We start from the raw sequence: 24,913 nt of genomic DNA, 5'->3' as shown, positions 1-24,913 counted from the left end.
GTGGTGGGTGTAGCTCAGTTGGTAGAGCACCTGGTTGTGGTCCAGGTGGCCGCGGGTTCAAGTCCCGTCACTCACCCTGATCCCGTGGGGGGTACGAGGTTTCCTCGTACCCCCCACGGGCTTTTCTGTGTTCCGCGTCACCTGCCGCGCAGGAAGGTCTCGGCCTCGGTCGTGAAGGCCACCGGGGTCTCGTGGGGCGGGTAGTGGCCGCTGCCGGGAATGGTGCGGATGCGGCAGTCGGGGTACCAGGCCTGCCAGGTGGCGCGCATGACGTCGACGGTGAGCGCGAGGTCATACTCGCCGACGAGGACCAGGACCGGGACGGTGTTGCCCTTGACGGCGGCGGACAGGTCCAGCGTCTGCCAGCTGGCGAGGTAGCCGGCGAAGGCCTCGGGGCGGGAGATGTCGAGGGAGTGGGCGACCATCCGGCTCACCCAGTGGCGGCTCGCGCGGTTGCCGGTGACGAGGTCGAGGATGGCGCGCCGGTGATCGGCGTTTTCGGCGGCGCCGTAGAAGAGTGCGCGGGTCGCGTCGTCCATTTCGTAGGGCGCGGCGGGCACCGGGTTGATCCCGATGATCTTCTCGATCCGCTCGGGGGCGCGGACGAGGACCTGCTGGGCGGCCTTGCCGCCCATGGAGTGGCCGATCAGGGAGAAGGTGTCCCAGCCGAGCTCGTCGGCGAGTCCGAGGACGTCGTCGGCGATTTCGGGGAGGCTGTAACGGCCGGCGACGTCCCGCCGGTCGCCGTAGCCGCGGTAGTCGAGGAAGGCGTACGAGAACGCCTCCGGGTCCAAGTAGTCGAGCACGGAGCCCCAGTTGGCGGAGGTACCGAACCAGTCGTGCAGCACGATGACGCGGATGGGGCCGGTACCGATCCTGCGGTGGGCGATAGCCATGCGTTCTCCCTGGGTGACGGGGGCGACGAAAACCGACGCCGTACGTTCTGCCCAGCGGGCCCACGATCACACCGTGCCCTCACGTGACCTCCGCCAGCCGGTACGCCCGGACCTCTGCCGCGCCCGCGAAGTCAACGCAATCATTGACCTCGCGGGCGCGAACACAGGGGCGTTCACCCTTGAGCGTGGAATCAGACGGTCTTGATCGCCGGGTCCGAGATGCCCGAGATGCCTGTTTCCACGTGGCCGGCGAAGCGGCGGAGGAAGGTGGTGTCGGCGTCGGAGACGACCTTGACGTCGTACCAGCGGCCCGTCGCCGTGAGGTCCGCCGTGTACGTGGCCGTGCCGCCGCCGGCGACCCGGAGGGTCTGGGACGCGCCGCCGTAGGCGTTGGTGATCGTGAGGTTGACCGCCGCCGTGCCGGAGTTGGACAGGGTCAGCTTCAGGTTGCCGCTGGCCGCGTCGTGGCGGGCCGTGACCTCGGGGCCGGCCTTCTTCGCCGGGCCCTTCCAGGTGCGCAGGAAGCCGTTCGGACCCCAGACCGTGAGGTTGATCTGGTTGCCGGTGGAGCTGCTGGTGCTCCAGGTGTCCGACAGGGTCTTGCCCGCCTCGACCGTGTAGGGCCAGGGGCCGTCCGTGCGGTTGCCCGAGGTGCTGTGGAAGTGGGCGCCGAGGGTGGGACCGGAGGAGAAAGTCAGGGTGAACTTGCCCGTGGAGACAGTGGCGTTGCCGTCCACGTACGGGGCGTAGCCCAGCGCGCGGGTCGGCTTGGCACCGGCCTCCTGCTTGGGCAGGGTGCCCGTCGCCGGCGGGACCGGGTGGTAGGAGGGATGGGCGTTGTGGTCCGGCGGGAGGTAGGCGTCCGTCGACGGGAGGGCCGCCGGGGTGGCGTCGGCCCGGGTGAAGTCGAAGGCCGAGGTCAGGTCGCCGCAGACCGCGCGGCGCCACGGCGAGATGTTGGGCTCCTGCACCCCGAAGCGCTTCTCGATGAAGCGGATCACCGAAGTGTGGTCGAACGTCTCGGAGTTGACGTAGCCGCCCTTGCTCCACGGGGAGACCACGATCATCGGGACGCGCGGGCCGAGCCCGTACGGTCCGGCCGCGTAGCCGCCGCCACCGGCGTACAGGTCCTTGGAGACGTCGGCGGTGGACAGGCCCCACGCCGAGGACGCCGGCGGGTACGGCGGGACGACGTGGTCGAAGAAGCCGTCGTTCTCGTCGTAGGTGATGAACAGCGCCGTCTTGGCCCAGAGCGCCGGGTTCGCGGTCAGCGCGTCCAGGACCTGCGAGATGTACCAGGCTCCGAAGTTCACCGGCCAGTTCGGGTGCTCGCTGAACGCCTCAGGCGCCGTGATCCAGGAGACCTGCGGCAGCGTGCCGTTCGCCACGTCCGCGCGGAGCTTGTCGAAGTAGCCGTCGCCCGCCTTGACGTTGGTGCCCGTACGGGCCTTCTCGTACAGGGCGCTGCCCGGCTGGGCGTTGCGGTAGTTGTTGAAGTACAGCAGCGAGTTGTCGCCGTAGTTGCCGCGGAAGGCGTCGCTGATCCAGCCCCACGAGCCGGCCGCGTTCAGGCCGTCGCCGATGTCCTGGTAGATCTTCCAGGAGACCCCGGCCGCCTCCAGGCGCTCGGGGTACGTCTTCCAGCCGTACCCGGCCTCCTGGTTGCCGAGGACGGGGCCGCCGCCGGCTCCGTCGTTGCCCGTGTAGCCCGACCACAGGTAGTAGCGGTTCGGGTCGGTGGCGCCGATGAAGGAGCAGTGGTAGGCGTCGCAGACGGTGAAGGCGTCGGCGAGGGCGTAGTGGAACGGGATGTCGTTCCGCGTCATGTACGACATGGTCGTCGTGGTCTTGGCCGGGACCCACTTGTCGTACTTGCCGTTGTTGTAGGCCTGGTGGCCGCCGGCCCAGTCGTGGTTGAGGCCCTCGACGAACTGCATGCCCAGGTCGTCGACCTGCGGGTGGAACGGGAGGATGTCCTTCGTGCCATTGGACTGGTAGAAGACCGGCTTGCCGTTGTCCTGGAGGACCGGGCGCGGGTCGCCGAAGCCGCGGACGCCCTTCATCGAGCCGAAGTACTGGTCGAAGGAACGATTCTCCTGCATCAGGACGACAATGTGCTCGATGTCCTGAATGGTTCCGGTGCTGCCCTGCGCCGGAATGGCGGCGGCCCGCGCGATGCTCTCGTTCAGCATCGCTGCGGCGGCGGTGCCGCCCGCGATCTGCAGGAACCTGCGGCGATTGAGTTCAGCCATGGGGTGTCGACCTCTGGGGGTGAGGGGGCGTCGAAGGGGCGACCCAAGGACAGCGGTCGCGGGGTACTGATCGGCGTTGCTTGCGTGACACTGCGCCGTACACCTGGAGAACGGAAGCCCCTACTCGGCGGTACGCACCTCACTGGCGTACTCACGTCGCGTGCGGAGGCGATCTGAGCATCCGTACGGTCCGGGCCGGAACCCCGCCCGTCAGGGCGACTTCTGGCCATTGTTCACGTAGTGCCCCGCCCAGTGACGCGTGTCGCCTAGATTGGCACGCCTATCTGTGCGGAAGGTCGGGGGAGCAAGATGGATCCGGTGACGGCCGTCGCGGCGGCAGGCGTCGCGCTCGTGGCCCAGGGGGCCCTTCAGTCGGTCGGTGAAGAGGCCGCGCGGTCAGGCTGGAACAGCGGTGTGCGGCTCGTCGAGCGGATCCGTGCGCGCTTTCGCGGAGACACGCAGGCGGAGGGCGCGCTCGATCGGGTGGCACAGGCTCCGGACGACGAGGACGCTCTACAGGAACTTGAGCGGCGGCTGGCCGCCTACATGCTCCAGGACCGTGCCTTCGAGGCCGAAATGCGCCAGTTGGTGGACAAGGCCGTCTCGTCACAGGGCCGGGGGGCTCAGGTCAACGCAGCCATGATCAAGAACGTTCAGGTGTTCAACGAGAAGGTCGAAGTACAGGGCGACTGGAACATGTCGTAACGGCCAGTACTTGAGCCGGTCGTGCCGTAGTCGTCGCGACTGCCGTGATCGTCGCGCCCCCGGACTCAGCCGTCCGCGGCGCTCCTGAAGAGCCCCACTGAACAGCCCCGGAAGATCGAGAGCCATGAGCGAGGAAGTCCCCGCCGAGCCCCACAGCGGGGGCGGCACCCCCGAGCCGCGCTCGCCCGCCCCGGACGATTCGAAGGCTGTCCATGACGCCGTCCGGATTACGCCCCTCTGAGGAGCGGGACGGCCCGATCAGCGAGTCTGACGCGCTGCGTTCACTCACGGAGGGTGCCGGATACGACGAGGCCGAGCGGTCCGAGGCACTGCGTGCGGGCGCCATCGCCGACCTCATCGCGCAGCGGCTGAACTCCGACGCCTCCGGCACCCGGATCGGCACGCTCGCCCTGTTCAACGACTCGGTCAGTTTCGGCGGCGGCTTCCACACGAACGGCGCCCGCGGCAACGGCACGGCGCGCCCGGGCGGCATCTCGGCACTGCCGATGGACGCACTCGAACTCGCCGAATACACCGACCTCTTCATCCAGCCCGACGAATACGACGCGGGGCTGGAGGCACTGCGTGAGCACCATCTCCTCGTCCTCACGGGCCCGCCCGGCAGCGGACGCGTGGCCGCCGCGGTGAATCTGCTCGCCGAGGCGATGGCCCTGGACGGCACAGGCGACGGCGGCTGCCATCGGCTCCTGGACCCCGCGCTCGTCCTGGAACCGGGGTGGACGCCGCCCGTCAAGAACTGCGGATACCTTGCCGTTCTGGAGGACGGGCCTGCCGGCATGGGGGAGTTCGCGGTCGCGTTCGGTGTCGGGACGGCAGCCGGCATCGGCTCCGGTGCACGGCAGCTGGCCTCCGTTGTCGCCGCGCTGCGGGCCTCGGACTGCCACCTGGTGCTGACCGGCGGGCACGACCTGGCGGTGGCGGCGGCAGGGCCGGGCGGCGAGGCCGTCGGCCACCACCGGCTGGCACCGGTCGACCCGCTGACCGTTCTCGAACGGCGTGTGCTCGGCCATGAAGGCACCCCGGACGCGCATGCTGATCTACGGAGGCTGCTGGCATCTGCCGGGGCCGCCGACGCCTTGCGCGAACAACCCGCCGCCCGGCACGCCGTCCGGCTCGCCGCAGTGATCACCACGGGCGCCGATGTGGCTGCCGCGGTGGCCGCGCTGCGCGATCCGAGCGACCAGGTGCGCGCCTGGTTCAACCGGTATCGCGAACCTGAGGCCCTCGCCTTCGCCCTGGCCTCCGCCGTCCTCGAAGACAGCAGTTATCTCACCGTCTCCGATGCCGCGGTGAAGCTGTGCGCTGGTCTCACACCGCCAGCACTCGCCCCGCCCGACATCAGGTTCAGGGACCGGCTGGGCCACGAGCAGCAGTGGATCCGCCTCGACTTCTCCGGCACGGCTGCACCCCGGGTCCGATTCCGCAGCCCCTTGCTCGGCCAGGTGATTCTCGCCTATGCGTGGGGCACACTCGACGGCCGCCGCGAGGCCTTCCTCGACTGGTTGCGTCAGCTGCTGAACCACAGCGACCTCGAAGTGCGCGCCCGGGCCTCGGTCGCCGCCGGCGTCATCGCCTGGGCCGACCACCACTACGCCGTGCACCGTTTCCTCACCAGGTGGGCCAGCAGCACGTCGTGGCCCCTGCGACAGGCCGCCGCGACCGCCCTCGGGGGTGGCCGGCAGCCGCCCTGGATCGGCCCGGCTTGTCTGGGAGTTGCTGCACAGCTGGGCAGACGGCGGTACCTCCGCGCACCAGCGACGGCTCGCCGGAACAGCGGCCAACGCAGTGGGAGGACTCCTCGGCCGCAGCGCCCCCGACCAGGCGGTGGCCGTGCTGCGCAGTGCTCTGGACCGCGGAGACGACTGGGGAACACTCCTCCCGGTCGCCTGGGGCGGCGTTCATCTCATCCACCAGGGTCAGGCTCACGTCCTGCTCGACGCCCATCTGAACTGGTCCCGGGCACAGGACCTGTCCCCCATGGTCGTCAAATCGCTGTCCGCATTCGTGTTCGCCGTATCGCGGCCGTACGAGAGGCCCGCTGACGGAGCGGAGGTGGATGCCGGCGTGCCGGGGGTCCCCCTGCTGCTGAGCGGCCTCCCCCGGCACAGGGCCCAGCTCGCGGAGCTCTGGGCTCGGGCACTGGCCAGACGCCCCGTCCAGGACTCGGCAATCACGGCGCTCCGCGAGTGGATCGACACGTACGCCGAGAAGTGCCCGGGCTCCCTCGACACCATAGGCGCGCTCCTCGGAGACATCGCGGGGCGGCCGGGGAGCCATCGTGAGCGGCTCGTGTGGTGGCTGGGGAAATGGGCCGGCGACCGGGACCGCCCTTCGGCGAGCGCGGCCGCGCTGCGCCGCCTGATCGAACTCACCTAAGACAGAGACTGAAGCAGAGGGAGGGGGCGTCGTGGAGGAACAGACCTACGATCCGATCCTGCGGAGTGAGGAGCTTCCCAGGTGGCGGCTGACGAACCCGGTGCGGCCACCGAATCCCGGCCTTGCACTGGTTCTCGTCCGGGAGAGCGGCCCCGCGTTGACGATCCGCAGTGGCGAGGAGATCGCGTCGTCCCGTTTCGGGGCGTACCACGGCGTATTCACCGTCGACATGACGGAGCACCGGCTCGTCCTCGACATCCCCCTGCTCAGCCGCGATCCGACGTTCTCCTTCCGCAGCCGGGTGGATCTGGTGTGCCGGGTCGCGGAGCCCGCCAAGGTAGTGGCACGCGGCATCCGCGACATGAGCGGTGCGCTCTACGGACACCTGCGCACCACCCTGCGCGGCGTGGCCCGCGACTACGACATCGCCGAGTTCCACGAAGCGGAACAAGCCCTCGGCGCCGCCCTGTCCGGCTTCACCGGCGACGACGCGATACGGCTGCGCAACATTCAAATCGAGCTACTCGTCGACGAGGACGAAATCAGCGCCAGCGGAAGGGAATTCCGTGATGTCGTACGGGAAACCCGGCTGTCCGGAATGCGCCGCAAACGTCATCTCGACATGATTCGCGAGGAAGGCGTCGACGGCTTGATCGCCGACATCATGGAAAAGGAGGGCCCGCGCGCAGCCCTCGCGTGGATCGAGAAGGGTGAGGCGGAGAAGCGCACGGTGCGGCGTGAGGTCATGCGCATGGTCCTGGACCGGGGTGACGCGGACCGTGAACCCTTCGAGCAGGCGGAACTTGAACGGGCCGTCCTCGAAGAGGTGCTGCGCGACGGCGACAGTCTGTTCGAGACGGCCACACGCCGGGGCCGTCTGGGGGGCTCTCTGGCTCGCACACTCGGCCCAGGCCCGAGCGACGAGGCGCCGACGACGGGTCACGCCGGCGAACCCGGTCGCCGCGAGTCGCTCACGGGCGAGGTGGTGGCGGGCGGGCGAGCCGGCGCCGGCGGACGTCCCTCACCCCGGGACAGCCGCGAACGGGAAAGGCCGGCGGAGCGGCGCGGACCGGGCGCCAGTTCATCGGCACGCCCCAGCGCCCCGCCCGAGGACGAGCCTCTGCCGTCCGAATCCGGGGACCGCACCCGGTCTCACCCGGAACGCTCCGCTCCGGCAGCGGAAACGCCCCGCGTCAGCCGAGTGCGGGGCACCGCCAAGCGCCTGCCTGGTGGCCCTTCCGGTACCACCGGCCATGATGGAGAGCGACGGTGACGGAACAACACCACCCAGGCAGCGAGGGCCCTTGCCCGCTGCGCGCCCCCGCATCCCCCCCTCACTGGGGCACGGCCTCGCAACACCCGCAGATCAAGACTCCGGCGTTGCCGCCGCAGCCCCCGCCATCGTCGGGCCCGGGTACGGCCGGCATCCAGGAGTCCGAAAGGCCGAGGCCGTCCCAGCGTGTCTGGGTGGAGAGCGAGCAGGCCTTCCAGGCCCTCTCCGTCTGGACCGAGCGGGTCCCGGACAAGGGCGAGGACGCGGAGCCGTTTGTCGCCCACCACTGGGAGACGGGACAAGGACTCCTCGCGGTGTTCGACGGCTCGGGCGGCTCCGGCGCGGCCACCGCGTGGCAGGCCCCCGACGGCACGCCCCGGACGGGCGCCTGGGTCGGCGCCCGCACCGCCCGCCTCGCCACCGACTGCTGGTTCCATGAAGTGGCGACGGGTGGCGAACCGCGCGGTCCGGAGAGCCTGCACACATACGTCCAATACTTCCTGTCCAAGGCACCGCAGCGCCGTAGCAAGATCGGCGGCACCATGCGCCGCCAACTGCCTACTTCGGGTACGTTCACACGCCGGCCGATTTCGAGTACGTGTTGCTGCGCACCCTGCACGAGGCTCATGACCAGGACGAATGGGCCGATCTGCTCCGCCGCGAGGTGCAGTCCTATACCGCCGACGATGCGTCTTTGGCCCTGCTGGCACTCGGGTACCGATCGTTCACCGACCTGCGCGAGCAATTCGCCGGGCGCCTTGCCCATGTGACCGACCGATACCTGAGGAACCGGCCGCCCCCTCTTGTCCGTTCTCCCCACCCGGCGTCGGAGGCCGCGAGCGGGCCGCCGCCTGCCGCCGGGTCCCCCGCCTCCCTGTCGGCCGGGATCCGCGCCTGGCAGGACGAGACCTGGCACGCGTACCGCGCCGCATACGAGACACATCTGCCGCCCGCACCGGAGGAGTTCGCATGAAGCTGGGCGATGTGATCAACGGCTACCGCATCACCACTGAGCCGACCAACGCCAATGGCGGCAAATGCATCTGGGCCTTCGCAGAGAAGAACGGAACCCAGTACTTCGTCAAGCAGTTCCTGGACCCCAAGCGCCCACGGGACGACGACACCCGGAACACCGAAAGCCTGCGCATTCGCCGACAGGTGGCGAGCGATTTCGAGGAACGACACCGCACGATCATGAAGCGGCTGCGGCCTGATGCCCCGGGCGGCGGCAACATCGTCCTGGCCACGGACTTCTTCCACGCAGGCAGCACGTACTACAAGGTCACCGAACGGATCGACACCTCCAGTCTGGAGAAGCCCCAGCTGCTGGAGCCGCGCCAGAAGATGGTGCTTCTCAAGACGCTGGGCACGAGCCTCAAGCTGCTCCATGACATCGACGTCGTCCACGGCGATCTCAAGCCGTTGAACGTCCTGGTGCAAAAGCGCGACGACGCCGCGTTCCACACCGCGAAACTGATCGACTTCGACGACTCGTATGCCTCCGGCAGCCCTCCGCCCCCTGCCGACATTTCGGGGGACTCGGTATACGGTGCCCCGGAATGGCGCCGGTACGTGCAGGGCGACGAGTCGGTGCGGCCTGAGCATCTGACCTGCGCCGTTGACGTCTTCGCGCTCGGTCTGATGACCCATCTGTACTTGACGGGCGAACTGCCCCTTCATGACGACCGGTACGACTCCCCGGCCGACGCCGTCAGCGCGGGCGAGCAGCTCCAGTTCAACGTCCGCCTCTCGGACACGCTGCTCGGCCTCCTGCGGGCCATGACCGCGCGGGCACCGGGCGGCCGGCCCCGGCTGTCCACGTTCCTGAAGGCCCTGTCGGATCCGAAGGTGTGCGTGCTCCAGCACCGGCGGCCGGGAAGCTCCGCATCGAAGCCGGACCCGGTGGCCGACGAGACGCGGGCCGCCGTGCCACCCGCGCGTAAGAGTCGCATCCATGCCAATCTCACGTCGCGGGCGCGACCCGGGTCGGTGCCACCGGCTCCCCCGTCCGTGCCTGCGCCCGCCCCTGCGCCTGCGCCTGCTGGAGAGAGGCCCGTTGAGGATCCGATACCCCGCACCTCCCGCGTCCGGATCAACCTCGGAGACCGCGGCCCGGGCCGCCCCACCGCCTGACCCGCCCCCTGCGATCCACCCGCATCCGTCTCACCACGAGGAAATCCCATGAACGCCAACGTCCAGCAGTACCAGGGCAATCTGCAGTACGCGGTTGACATCGTCCTGTGTATCGACGCGACTGCCAGCATGTTCCCCGTTCTCGACACCGTGAAGTCGAGCTCACTGCAGTTCCACAGCCGGCTCAACGACGTCATGGCGAAGAAGGGCAAGGCCATCAGCCAGCTGAGGCTGAAGGTGATCGCCTTCCGCGACTTCGGCGACGACGCCGACAGTGCCATTGAGCAGACCGACTTCCTGCATCTTCCCTCTCAGGAAAGGGACTTCGAGCGGTTTGTGAGCGGCATCGACGCGTCCGGCGGGGGCGACATCCCGGAATCGGGCCTGGAGGCGCTGGCACTGGCCGTCAACTCCCCCTGGGAGACGGGGCTCGACCGCAGGCGCCACGTGATCGTGATGTTCACCGACGCACCCGCGCACCCCCTGGGCACGGTCGGTACGGCCGCACAGAACTACCCCGCCGGCATCCCTCGCAGCATCGACGACCTCTTCGAGCAGTGGGGCTACGCGCGCAGTCAGACCGCGGTCATGGAACAGTCGGCCAAGCGCCTCGTGATGTTCGCGCCCGACGCGGCACCGTGGAACGAACCGATCGCCGAGGAGTGGGACCTGACGCTCCACTTCGCCTCCAAGGCGGGCGACGGTCTTGAGGAATTCGAGATGGACGAGATCATCGAGACGATCGCGAACAGCCTGTGACAGTGCGGCTGGGCTGGCCGTACTTCACGCTGAAGTACAACGGTGCTCAGTTGGAGTTCGAGTGGCAGGGCGCGTGCCTGATCGAAGTCCACGTCCATCGCTGCGTCTCAGCCGGCCTCCACCCCCCGGGCCCGGACGGCACCGGCCAGCTGGTCTTCCAGTTCAGCGGCGCCGAGTCAGGATCGTCCGATCTGATCGAGACCCACATCGACGTACCCGCACAGAGCCTGCCGGAGACCGAGCGGTTCCTGGCGATGCTGCGGCACGATCACGGAGTTCCGGGCCGGTCACAGGGTGAGGCGGAGGACACCGAACTCAAGCGGGTGCCCCGCGGCGACGGCTGGCTCGTCTCCGACGCCGGCCCGGCGTCGGAGGAACTGTTCCGCGACGTGATGGCCCGAGCCAAATGACTCCGCTGACGGCCCCGGCCATCCGGACCGACTGAACCACGGCAGGGAGAGGAGGACCAGGGGTGGCTTCATCAGCCAACTGGCGCTGCGCGGACTGCGACGCATTCAACAAGCCCGGGGAGAAATCCTGCACCATCTGCTACGGAACACGGCGTGTACCGCCGAAGCCCACGCCCAAGCGGCCGGCCGCCGACTGGCGCTGCTCCAAGTGCGACACGAACAACACGAGCGCCCAGGCGTCGTGCGTCAACTGCGGTACCGGTTGGAAGACCGCCGCGAAGAAAGCCGCGGCGAAGACACCCAGGGCCACCGATTCTGCCCCTGGGAGGCCGGCTACGAAAAAGTCCGCCCCCAGCACGACGACGGCACGGACGACGGCACCCAAGAAGCCCACGCCGAAGAGAACTCCGCCGTCCGGCCCGGGCCGCGCCACCACCCCTTCCGGGCCGCGAGCGGGGGCGGGCACCGGCGCTGCGGGCGGCGCCGCACGCCCCCGCACCGAGGGCGTTTTCTACCCCCCGTCCAGCGGCGCGGGGTACACACCCCGCCCGGCGCCCGTCCCGCGCCCCGCGCCGACGACGTACACCCATCCGACGCCGACTACCCCGTGGCCCACAGCGCCCGGTCGTTTCACACCGGTCGCTCCGAAGAGGAACTCCAATGGCCGCGCGTCGGGCTGCCTCACCGCTGTGGCAGTCCTCGGCCTGCTGGCCTGGTTCGCCAGCAGCCACGCCGGTTCCGGCTCGGACAGTCCGCAGGCCGACACGTCGCCGAGCAGCACCACAGCTCCCTGCCCCGGCCGGATCGCCGACGAGATCCCCGAAGGAGACGGCTCCGAACTTGTCGAGGCGTTCCAGACCGACAACAAGCAGATCACCCTCTGCCGTACGTCGGGCGGCACGCTCTACTACTTCGGCGAGTTCAGCGACCACCGCGAGAAGGGCATCGCCATGCGCGCGGAGAAGACTCCCGACGGCTACGAGGCTCGCAACGACCCGTATCGCTACGTGATTCACGACGGCGTGGTCACGATCTACAAATCGGGGGATCGAATCGGCCAGGAACCGATCACCTCGGAGCCCTCCCCGAAGTGACCCCCGGGTCCCCACCCGACCGCGTACGGAGCTCAGCCCTCGGCTGCCGGGTGCAGCCGCAGGGAGATGGAGTTGACCATGCCGTGCGAGACGTCCGCCTTCAGCTCGACGGCGTGAGAGTCCTCCGGGTCGAAGAAGGACGGCCAGCCCACGTGCTTCGAGGATTCACACTGCTCCGCCCGGCGCGCTCACACCGGCTGCACATGCACGTCCGGCGGATTGAGCACATCCAGGTACGCCTGAATGTCTTCCGGATCGCTCGTGAAGATCACTGCGCTGCCGTGCTTCGCGGCGGCCAGCGCCACCCAGGCGTCAACCGCGTCCGGTTTCTTCTTCGCCGGCAGTGCCGCCTCCCCCAGCGCGGTCCCCACGCGGCGCCAGTCGGTCAGATCAGGACCGGCGAGGCAAGTAATGCACTCCGGTCGCCCCGCTCCGGTCTGCCGCATGGCCGACGCCGAGTTCCGGGCCTGCGGCACCGTGCAGTCCGCCAGCACACCGGCCAGCGCGTGCACGAGAGCCGGGCGCGGGCGCCATACCTGGGCGAGAACGGGGCCGAGGACCAGCGCCCGATGCGGAGTCGCCCTCAGCCCGGCGTGCAGGTGAACAGGCTTTGCCTTACGGTCGGCGAGAGCGATGAGCATGCCCGTGTCGTAGACGGGTACACGTGCACTCACGCGGCTTCCCCCGGACGCCCGGCTCGCCGGTCAGTTCCGTAGACGAGGCCCAGGGCCTCCTCGACCTCTCGCCGCTCCTGCTCCGTCAGCTCCTCTTCGGCCACTCCCGACTCGGGCGGCATCTGACCCGCCGCGGCCTCGGCCGCGGCGATCACCGTGTCCACCTCGGCGAACTGTGCCTCTATGGCCTCGGTCTCCGCCATCTGGCGCGTCGCCGCGTGCACCAGATACGCCGAGACATCCATCCCGGCCTGCTCCGCATGATGGCGGATGCGCTCCGCCTGTTCTTGATCAAGGCTGATGCTGATCCGTGTCTTGGCCACAACCAAAGAGTAATACGGATATTACGGCAGCGCCAATGAGGCGAATCGGGGCTTCGCCAACTGCCTCTACCCAACCCGACCACCTTCAAGGCCGACGGCCAGCCGCTGCTGTTCGCCCTGCTCGCCGCCACGCGCGGGGCGGGCCGTGCGCCGGATCGGGCGGACCCTGCTGGTGCATGACGCGGACGCCTACTGGGAGGCGCTGACCCGGCTGCCGCTCGACCGTACGGCGGCCGGGACGACGGGCGGCGCCGCGCGAGCCGCGCTGCGGGGCGAGGGGGTGTGCTGTTCGACCAGGACGGCGGCGGCCACCGGGCGGACCGGCGCGGCCTCGCGGTCGGGCTCAGCGCGGCCGGGGTGGAGGAACTGCGCGCGGTGTGGCGGCCGTTGCTGGTACGCCGCCTCGCGCCGCTGGCCCACGGCGGCGAGGTGGATCTCGTCGAGCTGGCGCGGGAGCTGGCCGGGTCGGTGGTGTGCGCCCTGCTCGGCTCCGGCGCCGATCCGCGTGCCCTGGCGGAGGCGGCCGCCGAGGCCGCGGCCGCCTCCGTACGCAGCCACCTGCCCGGTCCGCACAGGCCCGGCGCGCAGCCCGCCGCCGCACGAACCGCGGAGCGCCTGCGTCTGCTCCTGGGCCCCGGCCCCGGCTCTGGCCACGGCTCTGGCCCCGGCCCCGGCTCCGGCCACGGCCGGGACATCACGGAGCGGCTGCTGCGGGCGGCGGCCGGCCCGTGGTGTGGGTGAGCAGCGCCAGCGTCTACGACCCGCGCCCGGGCCGGGCCCTGGTCACCGAGGACCATCCGCGCGGCGGCCACCTCAACGCCTACGGGCGCACCAAGGCGGCCGGCAAGGCACTCGCCCTGGCTGCGGGCGCCGTGGTGCTGCGGCCGCGGGCCGTCTACGGCCCCGGGGACACCCAGCTGCTGCCCCGGCTGCTCTCCCGGGTCCGGGCGGGGACCCTGCTGCTGCCGTTGGCCCATACGGCGGCCCGGATCGCGGAGGCCCTGGCGGCGGGCGATCCGGCCCTCAGCCGCTACGCGGTGGACCAGCTGGCACATCCGGTGGTGCTGGATCTGGCCCGGGCCCGGTCACAGGGCGGGATCCCGCGCCGGACGCTCGCCGACTACCTAAAATTGAGGGACCAATAGTGAGGGACCAATAGTGCTCATCGGGCGCATCGGGTTCATCGGGCTCATGAGCCACCGGAGGCATCGAGCGTCGTCGTGCGCAACCAGCGATTCATCGCCCCGGCACTCGCCCTGCTGATCGCGGCACTGCCCGCGGCAACCGCGTCCGCGCAGGACGACGAGGTCCCGCGCGGCCCGACGTTCGGTGACCGGGCCCTCCAGGCGCTGGTCGACGGCATCCAGTTCGGCGTCATCATCGCCATCTGCGCCGTCGGCCTCTCCCTGATCTTCGGCACCGTCCACCTGATCAATTTCGCGCACGGCGAGCTGGTCACGATCGGCGCGACCTTCGCCTTCTTCCTGAACGTCACCCCGTCCGGCCCGCACTGGCACCTGATCCCCGCCACCCTCGCGGCGGTCGTGTTCGGCGCCCTGCTCGGCGGGGCGATCGAGCGCTTCCTGATGCGGCGGCTACGGACCCGGGGCACCGGGCTGATCAACCTGTTCATCGTCACCATCGGGCTGTCGCTGCTGCTGCGCCACCTCGTCCTCGTGTTCTACGGGGCGCGGCCCGGCTCCTATGCCCAGTACGACATCCAGCGCGCCTGGGACCTGGGGCCGGTCGGCATCACCCCGCGGGACCTGACCGTCACCCTGCTGTCGGTGGCGGTGCTGCTCGGCGTGGCCGCGCTGCTCCAGAAGACCCGGATCGGCACGGCCATCCGCGCCGTCTCGGTCGACCGCGACCTCGCCGAGGCCTCCGGCATCGACGTGCGGCGGGTAGTGCTGATCGTGTGGATGCTCGGTGGCGCCCTGGCCGCGCTCGGCGGGGTCTTCTTCGGGCTGGTCGAGATCGTCAGCTGGGACATGGGCTTCAAGCTGCTGCTGATGATGTTCGCCGGGATCATCCTGGGCGGGCTCGGCTCCGCCTACGGGGCGATGGTGGGCAGCCTCGTCGTCGGCGTGGTCGCCCAGGTGTCCACCCTGTGGTTCCCGCTGGACCTGCAATACGCCTGGGCGCTGCTGACGCTCATCGTGGTCCTGCTCATCCGCCCGCAGGGCATCCTCGGGCGCCGGGAACGCGTCGGGTGAGGGGCGTGCCATGGACTTCTCGATCATCCTCTCCGACGCCATCCGCTCCGGGATCGGGCCCATCGCCGCCGTGTACGCCCTGGCCGCGATGGGGCTGAACCTGCACTTCGGCTACACCGGTCTGCTGAACTTCGGGCAGGTCGGCTTCATGCTGGTCGGCGGCTACGGGCTCGCGATCACCGTGGCGACCTGGGGCGGCCCGATGTGGCTGGGCATCCTGGTCGGGCTGGCCTCGGCGGTCGTGCTCGCCCTGCTGCTGGGCCTGCCCACGCTGCGGCTGCGCGCCGACTACCTGGCCATCACCACGATCGCCGCCGGGGAGACGCTTCGGCTGTTCTACCGGTCCAGCTGGGCCGAGCCGACCACCGGAGGGGTGTTCGGACTCCAGCGGTTCGCGGGCGACTTCTACGAGATGAACCCGATCGGGCGCGGCAGCTACGGGTTCTGGATGGTGAAGTTCAGCGCCCGGGACCTGTGGGTGCTGATCGTCACCTGGGGGCTGGTGGCCCTCGTCGGGGTGCTGCTGGCCCTGCTGATCCACAGCCCGTGGGGCAGGGTCCTCAAGGCCATCCGCGAGGACGAGGACGCGGTGCGCAGCCTGGGCAAGAACGTGTACGCGTACAAGATGCAGAGCCTGGTCCTGGGCGGTGTGATCGGGGCGGCCGCCGGAATGATGCAGGCGATCCAGGTGCAGTCGGCGAGCCCGGACAGCTTCGACCCTGTCGTCACCTTCTTCCTGTACACCCTGCTGGTGCTGGGCGGGGCCGGGCGGATCATGGGGCCGGTGATCGGCTCGGTGGTGTTCTGGTTCCTGCTGACCTTCCTCGACAGCGCCCTGCGGCAGGCCATCGACGCCGGGTACGTCTCGCCGGAGGTGATCAGCCCGGCGGAGGTCGGCGCCGTGCGGTTCGCCCTGGTGGGGCTCGCGCTGATCCTGCTGGTCGCGTTCAGACCGCAGGGCATCCTCGGCAGCAGGAAGGAGATGTTGCTCAGTGCCCGCTGACACCTCTCCGCACGGGCTCGCCTCGGTCGCGCCGGAGCCGGGGGTGCGGAAGCCCGACCCGGTGCTGGTCCTGGACGGAGTGACGCGCGCCTTCGGCGGCCTGGTGGCGGTCCGGGTCGATCACCTGGAGGTGCAGCGCGGCACCATCACGGCGCTCATCGGCCCCAACGGCGCCGGGAAGACGACCCTGTTCAACGTGGTGAGCGGCTTCGACCGGGCCAGCAGCGGCAGTTGGTCCTTCGACGGGCACCCGCTCGCAGGTCGGCCCGCGCACAAGATCGCCCGCCACGGCATGGTCCGTACGTTCCAGCTGACCAGGACGCTGGCCCGGCTGACCGTACGGGAGAACGTGCTGCTCGCGGCGACCGGCCAGCTCGGCGAACGGCTGCTGCCCGCGCTGCTCCCGCCGCTGTGGCGGCGCCAGGAGCGGGAGATCGTACGCAGGGCCGACGAACTGCTGGACCGCTTCCTGCTAGCGAGGCTGCGCGACGAGTACGCCGGGACCCTCTCCGGCGGCCAGCGTAAGCTGCTGGAGATGGCCCGCGCGCTGATGGCCGAGCCGGCCATGGTGCTGCTCGACGAGCCGATGGCCGGGGTGAACCCGGCGCTGACCCAGTCACTGCTGGGCCACATCACGGCGCTGCGGGACGAGGGGATGACCGTGCTGTTCGTCGAGCACGACATGGACGTGGTGATGGGTATCAGCGACTGGGTGGCCTGTATGGCCGACGGGCGCCTGGTCGCCGAGGGCCCGCCGTACACGGTGGGCCGCAACCCGGAGGTCGTGGACGCCTACCTGGGCAAGCAGCACGACGATCCGGACGCGAAGAAGGAGGAGCGGCCATGACCACGGGCGAGCCGGTGCTGGTGGCCGAGGAGATCACCGCCGGGTACGTGCCCGGGGTGGACGTACTGCGGGGCTGCGGCATCGAGGTGGGCCCCGGCGAGCTGGTCGGCGTCATCGGCCCCAACGGTGCCGGCAAGTCCACCCTGGCCAAGGCGGTCTTCGGGCTGCTGCGCATCCGCAGCGGGAGCGTCCGGCTGCGCGGCGAGGAGATCTCCAACCGGCCCGCGCACGAACAAGTGCGGCGGGGCGTGGGGTACGTACCGCAGCTGGCGAACGTCTTCCCGGCCCTTACCGTCGAGGAGAACCTGCGCATGGGCGCCTACCTGCGGCCCAAGGACTTCACCCGGCGGGCGGCGGCGATGGAGGAGCTCTTCCCCATCCTGGCGGCCCGCCGCAAGCAGAAGGCGGGGTCGATGTCCGGCGGCGAGCGGCAGATGCTGGCGATGGCGCGGGCACTGATGACGGAGCCGCAGGTGCTGCTGCTCGACGAGCCGTCGGCGGGCCTGTCCCCGCTCTTCCAGGACCAGGTGTTCGAGCGGGTCAAGGAGATCAACGCCACGGGTGTGGCGGTGTTCATGGTCGAGCAGAACGCCCGCAGGTGCCTGCAGATCTGCCACCGCGGGTACGTACTGGACCAGGGCCGCAACGCGTACACCGGCACGGGCGCGCAGCTGCTGCACGACCCGAAGGTGATCGAGCTCTACCTCGGCACCCTGGCCCGCGCCCGGTGACGTGTGTCTTCACGGACCTGTGTCTTCACTCGCCGGTGGCCACCTCCGTACGCACGGTCTGCAGCTTGCCGTTCTGGTCGTAGGTGTAGACCTCGATGGTCGCCTGCCCCGGTTCGCCCTGCTCGGTGAAGTCGAGCGGGCCGCTCACGCCGTCGTAGTCGATGTCCTTGCCCTCGGCCAGCAGCTTCTTGCAGGCGGCGAACGAGTCGCACTTCTCGCCGTCCCTGGTGATGCCGACGATCTCCTTGGTGAACTTCTCCGGGTCGTCCGACTTCGCCTTCTCGGCGGCGAGCGCGAGGACTGTCACGCAGTCGAAGGTCTGCGGTGCGAACTGCAGCTCCGTCAGCTTCGGTGCGAAGGCCTTGAGTTCCTTGACGAACTTCTCGTTGGTCGCCGAGGCCGGCGCGGTCCCCTTCATCCCGGCGATGCGGGAGGGGTCGCCGGGGGCGACGAGCGTGGCCAGTTCGGCGCTGTGCAGACCGTCGGCTCCGTAGATCCCGATCTGCTTCGGGCCGAGACCTGCCTCGATGAGGCCTTGCAGGATCTGGGCACCCTCCTCGAAGGAGATCACAACGGCCGCATCGGGCTTGGCGTTGCGCACCTTCTGCACGACCTGGTCGAAGTTGGTCGCCTTGGCATCGTAGGTGTCGGCGAGGACCACGTCCACGCCCTTGTCCTCCAGGGCCTTCTTCGTCGACTCCAGCAGGCCGCGTCCGTAGTCGTCGGCGCGGGCGACGAGCGCCACCCGCTTCTTGCCGTCCTCCTGGACGACCTTGGCGAGGACCGGCCCCTGGAGGGCGTCGCTGGGCGCGGTGCGGAAGTAGTACCCGCCGTCGTCGTAGTCGGTGAAGGTGGGCGCGGTGTTGGAGCCGGAGCACTGGGCCACGCCGGCTCCGGTCACCCGGTCGATGATCGCCAGGGACATCCCGGAGGCGGCGGCGCCGATGATCGCGTCGACTCCCCTGGCCAGGACCCGGTCGGCGGACTGCGCGGCGACGGCTTCCTGGCCGGCCTCGTCGCCGGAGACCACGGCGGGGATCGGCTTGCCCAGCACGCCGCCGTTGTCGTTGATGGTCTTGACCGCGTACTTCAGGGACTCGATCATCGGCGGGCCGAGGAAAGCGAGCTGTCCGGTCTCCGGCAGCACGTAGCCGAGTCTGAGTTCGTCGTCGTCGCCGGGGGCCGCGACCGCGGACGCGCCGGCGTTCCCGCTGAAGGCCGTCATCACAAGAGCGGCCGCACCCAGGAACATCGTGGACCGCTGTACCGATTTGCGCATGGCCGCCTCCTCTCCGTCGAGGACGGGGCTTCTGGTTCGAGCGTAGATCCGGTGGGTGAGAGGCGAAACCGGACGCCGGACCGACCCCGCCACCACCGTCACAGAGCGTGCTGCTCCACTACGATGAGCTACCAAAACCCCGCTCCGGAAGGACGGGAAGCGGGAGGACGCGATGGTCGAGCAGGTGCCCACACTCGGCGTCGAGGAGGAATTCCTCCAGGCGGACGAGGACACAGGAGCGGTCGCCCCATGCGCGCCTGCGGTCGTGAAGCGAGCGCAGGACACGCTGGCCGGCCAAGTGGACGGGGAGCTGTTTCCTACCATGGTCGAGACACGGACGCGCCCCGTCACCGGGCTCGACAGCCTCCGCCGGGAGCTCACCCGGCTGCGCGCGGGCGTCGCGGAGGCCGCCCGCGAGTCCGGCTGCCAGGCCGTCGCCTCCGGCACCCCGGTGCTGCCCGCCTCCGGCGAGCAGGCGGGGGTCACCGACAAGGACCGGTACCTGCGGATGGCCGGCGAGTACGGTTCGCTCGTCGCAGAGCACAGCGCCGAGGTCTGCGGCTGCCACATCCACATCGGTGTCCCGGACCGTGAGACGGCTGTACAGCTCGGCAACCACCTCAGACCCTGGCTGCCGGCCCTCCAGGCGCTCGCCGCCAACTCGCCGTTCCACGACGGCCGGGACACGGGGTACGCGAGCTGGCGGACCATGTCCTGGGCACTGTGGCCGGGCAGCGGCCCGGCCCCGCTGCTCCCCGACGCGGCCGCGTACGACGCACTCGTCGACGCCCTCGTCGCCTCCGGCGTCCTGCTGGACCGCGGGATGGTCTACTGGTACACGCGCCCCTCCGAGCAATGGCCGACCCTGGAGATCCGGGTCGCCGACGTCAACGCCGAGGTGGACACGGTCGTCCTGCTGGCAGCCCTGGCCAGGGCACTGGCCGCGGTGCTCCTGGCAGACATCGGCCGCGGCAAGGAGCCCCACCGCGTCAGCGACCCGATCCTGCGGGCCGCCCACTGGCGAGCGGCCCGGGACGGTCTCCAGGGCTGCGGAGTGGACCCCGCGACCGGCACACTGCGACCGGCCGGCCAACTGGTCGAGCAGCTCCTGCGCTTCGCCCGGCCGGGCCTCGAAGCGGCCGGTGACCTGCCTGCGGTCCGGGACCTGTGGCGGCGCCTGCGCGCGGGCGGCGGCTGTGGCGCGGAGCGGCAGCGCGCGGCGTTCCGCCGCCGGGGCGAGCTACGGGACGTCGTGGATCTGCTGACCCTCGCACCCGGGGCGGGCTGACACCCGTCCGCGAACGTCAGGCGCCCACCGTGGCCCCCGCCTTGGCTATCAGCCTGTCGAGAAGCGAGAGCAGGGCACCGCGGACGTCGTCACGGGAGCGGGCGTCGAGCATGAGGACGGGCGTGTTCGGGTCGCGCAGATGCAGCGCCGCCCCGATCTCCTCTGCGGTGTACGGCTGCTCGCCGTAAAAGCAGTTCGCGCCGACCACGAACGGCAGCCCTCGGCTCTCGAAGAAGTCGACGGCCGGGAAGCTGCGGTCGAGGCGTCGCGTGTCGACCAGGACGATCGCGCCGAGGGCCCCGTTCAGCAGGTCGTCCCACATGAACCAGAAGCGCTCCTGGCCCGGCGTACCGAACAGGTAGAGAACCACCCCGGCATCGCTGAGGGTGATCCGGCCGAAGTCCATCGCCACGGTGGTCACCGTCTTGGACTCGATGCCGTCGAGGTCGTCGACGCCGACACCGGCACTCGTCAGCCGCTCCTCCGTACGCAGCGGCTCGATCTCGGAGACGGTCTCGACCAGGGTCGTCTTGCCGACTCCGAATCCCCCGGCAATGAGGATTTTGACAGGGGCCGCTTCTTGGGCAGCGGCGTCATATCCGGGCAAGGTTGTCCCTGATTCTCATGAGCAGGTGGACATTGGTGGTCTCGGCCCCCTCCAGGGGCGGCCGGTGATGGATCAGCCCACGGTCCGCGAGTTCACCGAGGAGGAGCGTCATCGGAGTGAGCCGGATGTGCATCCGCGCCGCGATCTCGGCGACCGCCAGCCCGTTGGGGGGCAGGCACATGGCGAGGATTGCCTGCCACTCGGTGGGCAGGCCGCCGTGGGCGTCCGCGGCTTCCGCGTCGGCGACCGCCGTGATCGTGGTGTCCATGGTGAGGACGGTGTGCGGAGCAGCTGTACGGCCATCGGTCAGGGCGTACAGCCGCGTCCGGCGGCGGCCTCCGTGCTGCGGCTGCTGCGGTTGCTGTGGCTCGTCCGGCATTACGACGTCGGCGCCTGGGTGCGCTCAGGGGTTCCCAGCCATTCGCCGAGCGCCTGGGCGGTCCGCACGGCCTCGCCGCCCAGCTCCCCGAGCCGCGCCTTGCGGGAGGTCACCACGATGAGCGTGCTGCCCTCCCCGCACCCGACGATGCAGAGGTACCTGTCGTCCATCTCGACCAGCTGGCGGATGACCCGGCCGCCGTCGACCTCCCTGGAGATCGCCTTCATCGTGGCCGCCACTCCGGAGGACGCCGCGGCTATGCGCTCCGCCTGGTCCCGTTCCAGCAGGTAGGCGCTGAGTCTGATCCCGTCGTTGGACAGGAGCACGGCTCCCTGGATACCGGCGATCCTGCTCAGGTTGTTGTCCAGGACGCTGTAGATCACATCGTTGGTTGTCGTCGTCATGTCTGATCCTGTCGGAGCTCGTCTTCCACTTTCTGGGTCCCGTGTTCGTAGTCGGCCCAGGCGTCGGCCACCTCTTCGGGTGTCGCCGCGTCCCGGTCGACGGCCGTCTCCGCCGCCCTTGGCCCGCGGAGCTGCTCGGCGATGTGGGTCTGCGGGATGCGCTCGGGGAGGGCCGGCCGCGCCTCGCCATCCGGTGTAACGGAGCGGTCCGGATGCAGCCGCTCGGGCGGCCGACGGCTCGGCAGCCCGGACCCCGTATGCAGGACCAGTTCGGGCTTGCGGTCGTCGGAAAGCCGCGGGGCGGAGGCGGCGGCGAACGGTGCCGGCTCGGGCGACGGCTTCGGTTCCGTCTTCACCAGCAGCTCCTGGGGAAGGATCACCACGGCGGACGTCCCTCCGTACACGGAGCGGCGCAGCGTGACCGTGGCCCCGAGCTGCTCGGTGATGTGGCCGACCACGAAGAGTCCCAGCCGGTGCGCGTTCTCCGCCAGGACGGAGTACGGCGGCGCCGAATGCAGGCGCGCGTTCATCTTCTCGTAGTTCTCGGGGGTCACCCGCGGCCCACGGTCCTCGATCTCGACCGACAGCCCGTCCGCCACCAGTTCGGCGCGGATGACCACCTTCGATCTCGGCGGGGAGAAGCGGGTGGCGTTGTCCAGCAGCTCCGCCAGGAGGTGGCAGATCTGGCTGATCACGCGCGGTTCCACGCTGATCTCGTCCAGAGCCTGCCGTTCGATCCGCCGGAAGTCCTCGACTTCCGCCGCGGCTTCGCGCAGCAGGTCGGCGATGCGCATGGGCTCGGTGTGCGGGTCGGGGACCTCGCCGCCCGCCAGGATGAGCAGGTTTTCGATCTGGCGCCGCATTCCCACCGTCAGCTGGTCGGCCCGCATCAATTGGGCGAGCAGGGCTTCGTCGTGACCGAACCCGTCCTGGATTTCATCGGTGAGACTCAGCTGACGGCTGACCAGGTTTCCGGTCCGCGAGGCGATGCCCGCGGCGAACATGCCGAAGCCGTGGCGCTCGGCCGCCAGCTGCCGGTGCCCGTCGACGGACACGGCGACGGCCCGGGCGAACGCGTCGCTGATGCGTCCGACCTCGTCCCGGTCTCCGCGCACCCTCGGCAGGACCTCGACGTCGACGGACTGCCCGCGCTGGAGCCGGGCGACGACGTCGGGGAGGGTTTCCTCGGCGACGGTCACCGTGCGTTCGTGCAGGTCGCGCAGACGGCGGAGCACCGATCGCGTGGTGAACACGACGACGACCACGACGACGAGCAGCCCGCCACCGCTTCCCCCGATCAGCCAGGCGACCTCGGTCTCCAGCTCCGCGGCCTTGGCCTCGCCGCGCGTGAGCACCTCCCGCGCCCGGTCGACGTTGAGCGTGGCCATCTGCACCGAGAAGTTCTCGTGCGCGGACCGCCAGCCCCCGACCTCGGCGGGCAGCTTGATGCCGGATCCGATGTCCGTGTGCTCGGTGACGATCGCGTTCTCGATACGGATCTTCCTCTGCCAGTCCGGGGAGGCGACGATCCGCTCGTAGAACCGCCGGTCCCCCTCGGACAGATAGGGCACGACCCATGTCTCGTACAGGTACCGGTGGGCTCCCATGGCGCTGATGAACTGGTCGAAGCCGGCGGCGTTCAGTTCCCTGGACGGCCCGGCCAGGGCCAGGAGCGTGTCCTCGTGCGCCACCATCTCGGTGGCCGAGAGCATGGACACCACGGGCCGGCTCTCCTGGACGAGGTCGGCGTCCTCCGCGTGGCTGAACTCCTGCTGGTACGCCTGGATGACCGCGCCGATCACGCCGGTGTAGTAGGCGAGCGTGCCGTCGGCGCCGCCGGTGCGGGCCTCCGCGCGCTGGCGGGACGCGGCCAGGCCGTCGAGCCGCCGGTTCACTTCCCCGAAGGATTCACCCGAATCGCCCGCCAGCCGACGGAACTCGGCCGCGGCCCGGTCCGTGGCCTCCCGCCGGTTCCGCAGCTCGTCCTCGGCCCCGGCGGTGCCCGCCCACAGCGCGGCGGTCGACGTCCGCTCGGCCTGCATGTCGACCATGAGCGTGTAGAGCGGTGCGCCGATCCGCTCGGCGGCCGCGACATCGGCCCGCAGGTGTTCCGACTTCGCCAGCAACCGCCCGGCGGTCACCGTCACTTGGGCGCCCATCGCCACAGTGGGGAGCACCGCCAGCCAGATGAGCAGGGTGCGCAGGCGCACGGTGCGCCGCCGACGGGTCGTCGACTGCCCTCGTACGCCTTCGGGTTCTATCGGAGACATCGGACCTCGGGAGCGGGGGACGGCGGGTGGACGGCTGGGGGTGCCGATCATAACCAGCCACGCCGAGGAAGTAGATAGGTGTCTTCCGCGACCAAAGCGTGCTATCGGCGGCGGATCATCGCAGGCGAGAGACCTGATCGGAACCCAACCGCGACGTCCTCGACACCAAGGAGCTCGCTCCGAGCCACGCCAAGAGTGCTGCGATCGAACTCGTCGTGCCGGGAGGGCGCACGATCAGAAGCCGCGAAGCGGAGGCAGCGAGGCACTCAAGTCCCGGGGGCGCGGGCCCGGCCACCAGGGCAACGCCTGTCGGCACAGACGTGAGCCCACGGCGGCCGGGTGTGCCCGCGACTCAGATGGTCAACGCACCTGTGTATCCGGCCCGTTGGTGTACTCCGATGCGGCGTCGAGCAGCCAGTCGGCCAGGTAGCCGGCGAACGACGAGCGCACCAGCACCCAGAATCCCGGCTTGAGCTCGCCCCGGGGGACCAGCACCACGTGCGCGCGGGCCAGCGTGGTCTGCGCGCACCGGTCCGCGCCGAAGGACCGCGGATGCAGGTCGAGGGAACAGCCGTGCGCCAGCACTTCGCCGGCCCGGGCCCCGGCGACGAGCAGGGTGGTCCGCTGGGACGACACGTCGACGACCGCGGCGTGCTCGTCGCCGATCGCCTCGCGCAGCCGTGCCTCGATCTCCGCCTGGGTTCCGGGTGGGCCCACGACGAGCCACTCGTCAGGCCCCAGCCACAGCGCGGCCAGCTTGCCGCCCCGCGCGACCGTGTTGGGCTCCAGCGGCAGCGGAAAACCCAGCGCGAGACCGACGGCGTCCGCAGCCGGACCCTTGGGGTCCAGACGCACATTGACCTGCGCGAGGAAGGGGAGTTCCGCCAGCCGCAGCGCTCCGCCCGAGGCGCGCGTTGCGGCGGCGAACCGTTCGGCGTGGTAAGACATCGGGCTCCGCGGGTCGCGGCGGCTT

27 protein-coding genes and 1 tRNA gene are annotated in these 24,913 nt (G+C 70.2%); 17 read left to right on the top strand and 11 right to left on the bottom strand.

Annotated elements, in window-relative coordinates; all coding sequences use genetic code 11:
* Window positions 1-3: 3 nt before the first annotated feature.
* Window positions 4-76: transfer RNA gene (locus J7I97_RS21455), tRNA-His, on the top strand.
* A gap of 61 nt (window positions 77-137) precedes the next feature.
* Here the strand turns inward: J7I97_RS21455 and J7I97_RS21450 are convergent.
* Both J7I97_RS21450 and J7I97_RS21445 read right to left on the bottom strand, forming a co-directional pair.
* The gene (locus tag J7I97_RS21450; RefSeq protein ID WP_214937300.1) at window positions 138-896 is read right to left on the bottom strand and encodes an alpha/beta fold hydrolase; all 759 of its coding nucleotides are present in this window, start codon (window positions 894-896) and stop codon (window positions 138-140) included.
* 191 nt (window positions 897-1,087) lie between these two features.
* The gene (locus tag J7I97_RS21445) at window positions 1,088-3,148 is read right to left on the bottom strand and encodes a phosphocholine-specific phospholipase C (RefSeq protein ID WP_214937299.1); all 2,061 of its coding nucleotides are present in this window, start codon (window positions 3,146-3,148) and stop codon (window positions 1,088-1,090) included.
* A 309-nt stretch (window positions 3,149-3,457) separates the two neighbouring features.
* Between J7I97_RS21445 and J7I97_RS21440 the strand changes: the two genes are divergently transcribed.
* From J7I97_RS21440 to J7I97_RS21405, 8 genes are all read left to right on the top strand, one after another.
* Complete coding sequence (locus tag J7I97_RS21440; protein WP_214937297.1) at window positions 3,458-3,853, top strand: hypothetical protein; 396 nt, start codon at window positions 3,458-3,460, stop codon at window positions 3,851-3,853.
* Window positions 3,854-4,065: 212 nt separating this feature from the next.
* Complete coding sequence (locus J7I97_RS21435; RefSeq protein WP_214937296.1) at window positions 4,066-5,916, top strand: hypothetical protein; 1,851 nt, start codon at window positions 4,066-4,068, stop codon at window positions 5,914-5,916.
* 10 nt (window positions 5,917-5,926) lie between these two features.
* Window positions 5,927-6,250, top strand: a complete 324-nt coding sequence (locus J7I97_RS21430) for a hypothetical protein (protein ID WP_214937294.1) — start codon at window positions 5,927-5,929, stop codon at window positions 6,248-6,250.
* A 31-nt stretch (window positions 6,251-6,281) separates the two neighbouring features.
* On the top strand, window positions 6,282-7,523 hold the full coding sequence (locus tag J7I97_RS21425; protein ID WP_214937292.1) for a hypothetical protein: 1,242 nt from the start codon (window positions 6,282-6,284) through the stop codon (window positions 7,521-7,523).
* Between the two features lie 598 nt (window positions 7,524-8,121).
* Window positions 8,122-8,496: a hypothetical protein gene (locus J7I97_RS38690; protein WP_251059029.1), complete on the top strand. Its 375-nt coding sequence runs from the start codon at window positions 8,122-8,124 to the stop codon at window positions 8,494-8,496.
* Window positions 8,493-9,656, top strand: coding sequence for a protein kinase (locus tag J7I97_RS21415; protein ID WP_251059028.1), 1,164 nt, complete (start codon window positions 8,493-8,495; stop codon window positions 9,654-9,656). The genes J7I97_RS38690 and J7I97_RS21415 overlap by 4 nt, the downstream gene beginning before the upstream one ends.
* Before the next feature lie 48 nt (window positions 9,657-9,704).
* Window positions 9,705-10,415 carry a vWA domain-containing protein gene (locus J7I97_RS21410; RefSeq protein ID WP_214937290.1) on the top strand — a complete coding sequence of 237 codons (711 nt, stop codon included), beginning with the start codon at window positions 9,705-9,707 and terminating at the stop codon, window positions 10,413-10,415.
* A gap of 2 nt (window positions 10,416-10,417) precedes the next feature.
* A complete protein-coding gene (locus J7I97_RS21405; protein WP_214937288.1) occupies window positions 10,418-10,825 on the top strand; it encodes a hypothetical protein in 408 nt (135 codons plus the stop codon).
* Between the two features lie 139 nt (window positions 10,826-10,964).
* Here J7I97_RS21405 and J7I97_RS21400 read toward each other — a convergent pair whose 3' ends face one another.
* Window positions 10,965-11,219, bottom strand: a complete 255-nt coding sequence (locus J7I97_RS21400) for a hypothetical protein (protein ID WP_214937286.1) — start codon at window positions 11,217-11,219, stop codon at window positions 10,965-10,967.
* A gap of 295 nt (window positions 11,220-11,514) precedes the next feature.
* Here J7I97_RS21400 and J7I97_RS21395 point away from each other — a divergent pair, with 295 nt between their 5' ends.
* Window positions 11,515-11,919 carry a hypothetical protein gene (locus J7I97_RS21395; protein WP_214937284.1) on the top strand — a complete coding sequence of 135 codons (405 nt, stop codon included), beginning with the start codon at window positions 11,515-11,517 and terminating at the stop codon, window positions 11,917-11,919.
* A 188-nt stretch (window positions 11,920-12,107) separates the two neighbouring features.
* On the opposite strand, the gene J7I97_RS21385 is transcribed toward J7I97_RS21395, so the two are convergent.
* Window positions 12,108-12,560 (bottom strand): hypothetical protein, encoded by a 453-nt coding sequence (locus J7I97_RS21385; RefSeq protein WP_251050236.1) that lies wholly within the window; start codon window positions 12,558-12,560, stop codon window positions 12,108-12,110.
* A gap of 29 nt (window positions 12,561-12,589) precedes the next feature.
* Window positions 12,590-12,916, bottom strand: a complete 327-nt coding sequence (locus J7I97_RS21380) for a ribbon-helix-helix protein, CopG family (RefSeq protein WP_214937280.1) — start codon at window positions 12,914-12,916, stop codon at window positions 12,590-12,592.
* A gap of 282 nt (window positions 12,917-13,198) precedes the next feature.
* On the opposite strand from J7I97_RS21380, the gene J7I97_RS21375 reads away from it, so the two are divergent.
* The 6 genes from J7I97_RS21375 (at window position 13,199) to J7I97_RS21350 (ending at window position 17,713) form a co-directional block, all read left to right on the top strand.
* Window positions 13,199-13,657: a hypothetical protein gene (locus tag J7I97_RS21375; protein WP_214937458.1), complete on the top strand. Its 459-nt coding sequence runs from the start codon at window positions 13,199-13,201 to the stop codon at window positions 13,655-13,657.
* Window positions 13,654-14,061, top strand: a complete 408-nt coding sequence (locus J7I97_RS21370) for an NAD-dependent epimerase/dehydratase family protein (protein WP_308369264.1) — start codon at window positions 13,654-13,656, stop codon at window positions 14,059-14,061. The genes J7I97_RS21375 and J7I97_RS21370 overlap by 4 nt, the downstream gene beginning before the upstream one ends.
* Window positions 14,062-14,136: 75 nt before the next feature.
* Window positions 14,137-15,132: a branched-chain amino acid ABC transporter permease gene (locus tag J7I97_RS21365; protein WP_214937278.1), complete on the top strand. Its 996-nt coding sequence runs from the start codon at window positions 14,137-14,139 to the stop codon at window positions 15,130-15,132.
* A 10-nt stretch (window positions 15,133-15,142) separates the two neighbouring features.
* Window positions 15,143-16,135: a branched-chain amino acid ABC transporter permease gene (locus J7I97_RS21360; RefSeq protein ID WP_214937276.1), complete on the top strand. Its 993-nt coding sequence runs from the start codon at window positions 15,143-15,145 to the stop codon at window positions 16,133-16,135.
* Window positions 16,125-16,982 (top strand): ABC transporter ATP-binding protein, encoded by an 858-nt coding sequence (locus J7I97_RS21355; protein ID WP_214937274.1) that lies wholly within the window; start codon window positions 16,125-16,127, stop codon window positions 16,980-16,982. The genes J7I97_RS21360 and J7I97_RS21355 overlap by 11 nt, the downstream gene beginning before the upstream one ends.
* Window positions 16,979-17,713: an ABC transporter ATP-binding protein gene (locus tag J7I97_RS21350; RefSeq protein ID WP_214937272.1), complete on the top strand. Its 735-nt coding sequence runs from the start codon at window positions 16,979-16,981 to the stop codon at window positions 17,711-17,713. The genes J7I97_RS21355 and J7I97_RS21350 overlap by 4 nt, the downstream gene beginning before the upstream one ends.
* Window positions 17,714-17,738: 25 nt before the next feature.
* On the opposite strand, the gene J7I97_RS21345 is transcribed toward J7I97_RS21350, so the two are convergent.
* Window positions 17,739-18,992, bottom strand: coding sequence for an ABC transporter substrate-binding protein (locus J7I97_RS21345; RefSeq protein ID WP_214937270.1), 1,254 nt, complete (start codon window positions 18,990-18,992; stop codon window positions 17,739-17,741).
* A 172-nt stretch (window positions 18,993-19,164) separates the two neighbouring features.
* Here J7I97_RS21345 and J7I97_RS21340 point away from each other — a divergent pair, with 172 nt between their 5' ends.
* Window positions 19,165-20,280, top strand: a complete 1,116-nt coding sequence (locus J7I97_RS21340; RefSeq protein ID WP_214937268.1) for a glutamate--cysteine ligase — start codon at window positions 19,165-19,167, stop codon at window positions 20,278-20,280.
* A gap of 16 nt (window positions 20,281-20,296) precedes the next feature.
* Here the strand turns inward: J7I97_RS21340 and J7I97_RS21335 are convergent, their stop codons facing one another.
* The 5 genes from J7I97_RS21335 to J7I97_RS21315 all read right to left on the bottom strand — a co-directional run bounded on the left by J7I97_RS21335 (window position 20,297) and on the right by J7I97_RS21315 (window position 24,888).
* Window positions 20,297-20,887 (bottom strand): ATP/GTP-binding protein, encoded by a 591-nt coding sequence (locus tag J7I97_RS21335; RefSeq protein WP_214937265.1) that lies wholly within the window; start codon window positions 20,885-20,887, stop codon window positions 20,297-20,299.
* Window positions 20,874-21,266, bottom strand: coding sequence for a DUF742 domain-containing protein (locus J7I97_RS21330; RefSeq protein ID WP_214937263.1), 393 nt, complete (start codon window positions 21,264-21,266; stop codon window positions 20,874-20,876). Before J7I97_RS21330 ends, J7I97_RS21335 begins: the two co-directional genes overlap by 14 nt.
* Window positions 21,266-21,670 carry a roadblock/LC7 domain-containing protein gene (locus J7I97_RS21325; RefSeq protein WP_214937261.1) on the bottom strand — a complete coding sequence of 135 codons (405 nt, stop codon included), beginning with the start codon at window positions 21,668-21,670 and terminating at the stop codon, window positions 21,266-21,268. Before J7I97_RS21325 ends, J7I97_RS21330 begins: the two co-directional genes overlap by 1 nt.
* On the bottom strand, window positions 21,667-23,940 hold the full coding sequence (locus J7I97_RS21320) for a sensor histidine kinase (RefSeq protein WP_214937259.1): 2,274 nt from the start codon (window positions 23,938-23,940) through the stop codon (window positions 21,667-21,669). Before J7I97_RS21320 ends, J7I97_RS21325 begins: the two co-directional genes overlap by 4 nt.
* 360 nt (window positions 23,941-24,300) lie before the next feature.
* The gene (locus J7I97_RS21315) at window positions 24,301-24,888 is read right to left on the bottom strand and encodes a sarcosine oxidase subunit gamma (protein WP_251059026.1); all 588 of its coding nucleotides are present in this window, start codon (window positions 24,886-24,888) and stop codon (window positions 24,301-24,303) included.
* Window positions 24,889-24,913 lie beyond the last annotated feature (25 nt).

This window comes from Streptomyces sp. ISL-87 (genome assembly GCF_018614095.1).
In the GTDB taxonomy this organism is placed as follows: domain Bacteria; phylum Actinomycetota; class Actinomycetes; order Streptomycetales; family Streptomycetaceae; genus Streptomyces.
This window is presented reverse-complemented; position numbering and strand designations above follow the sequence as displayed.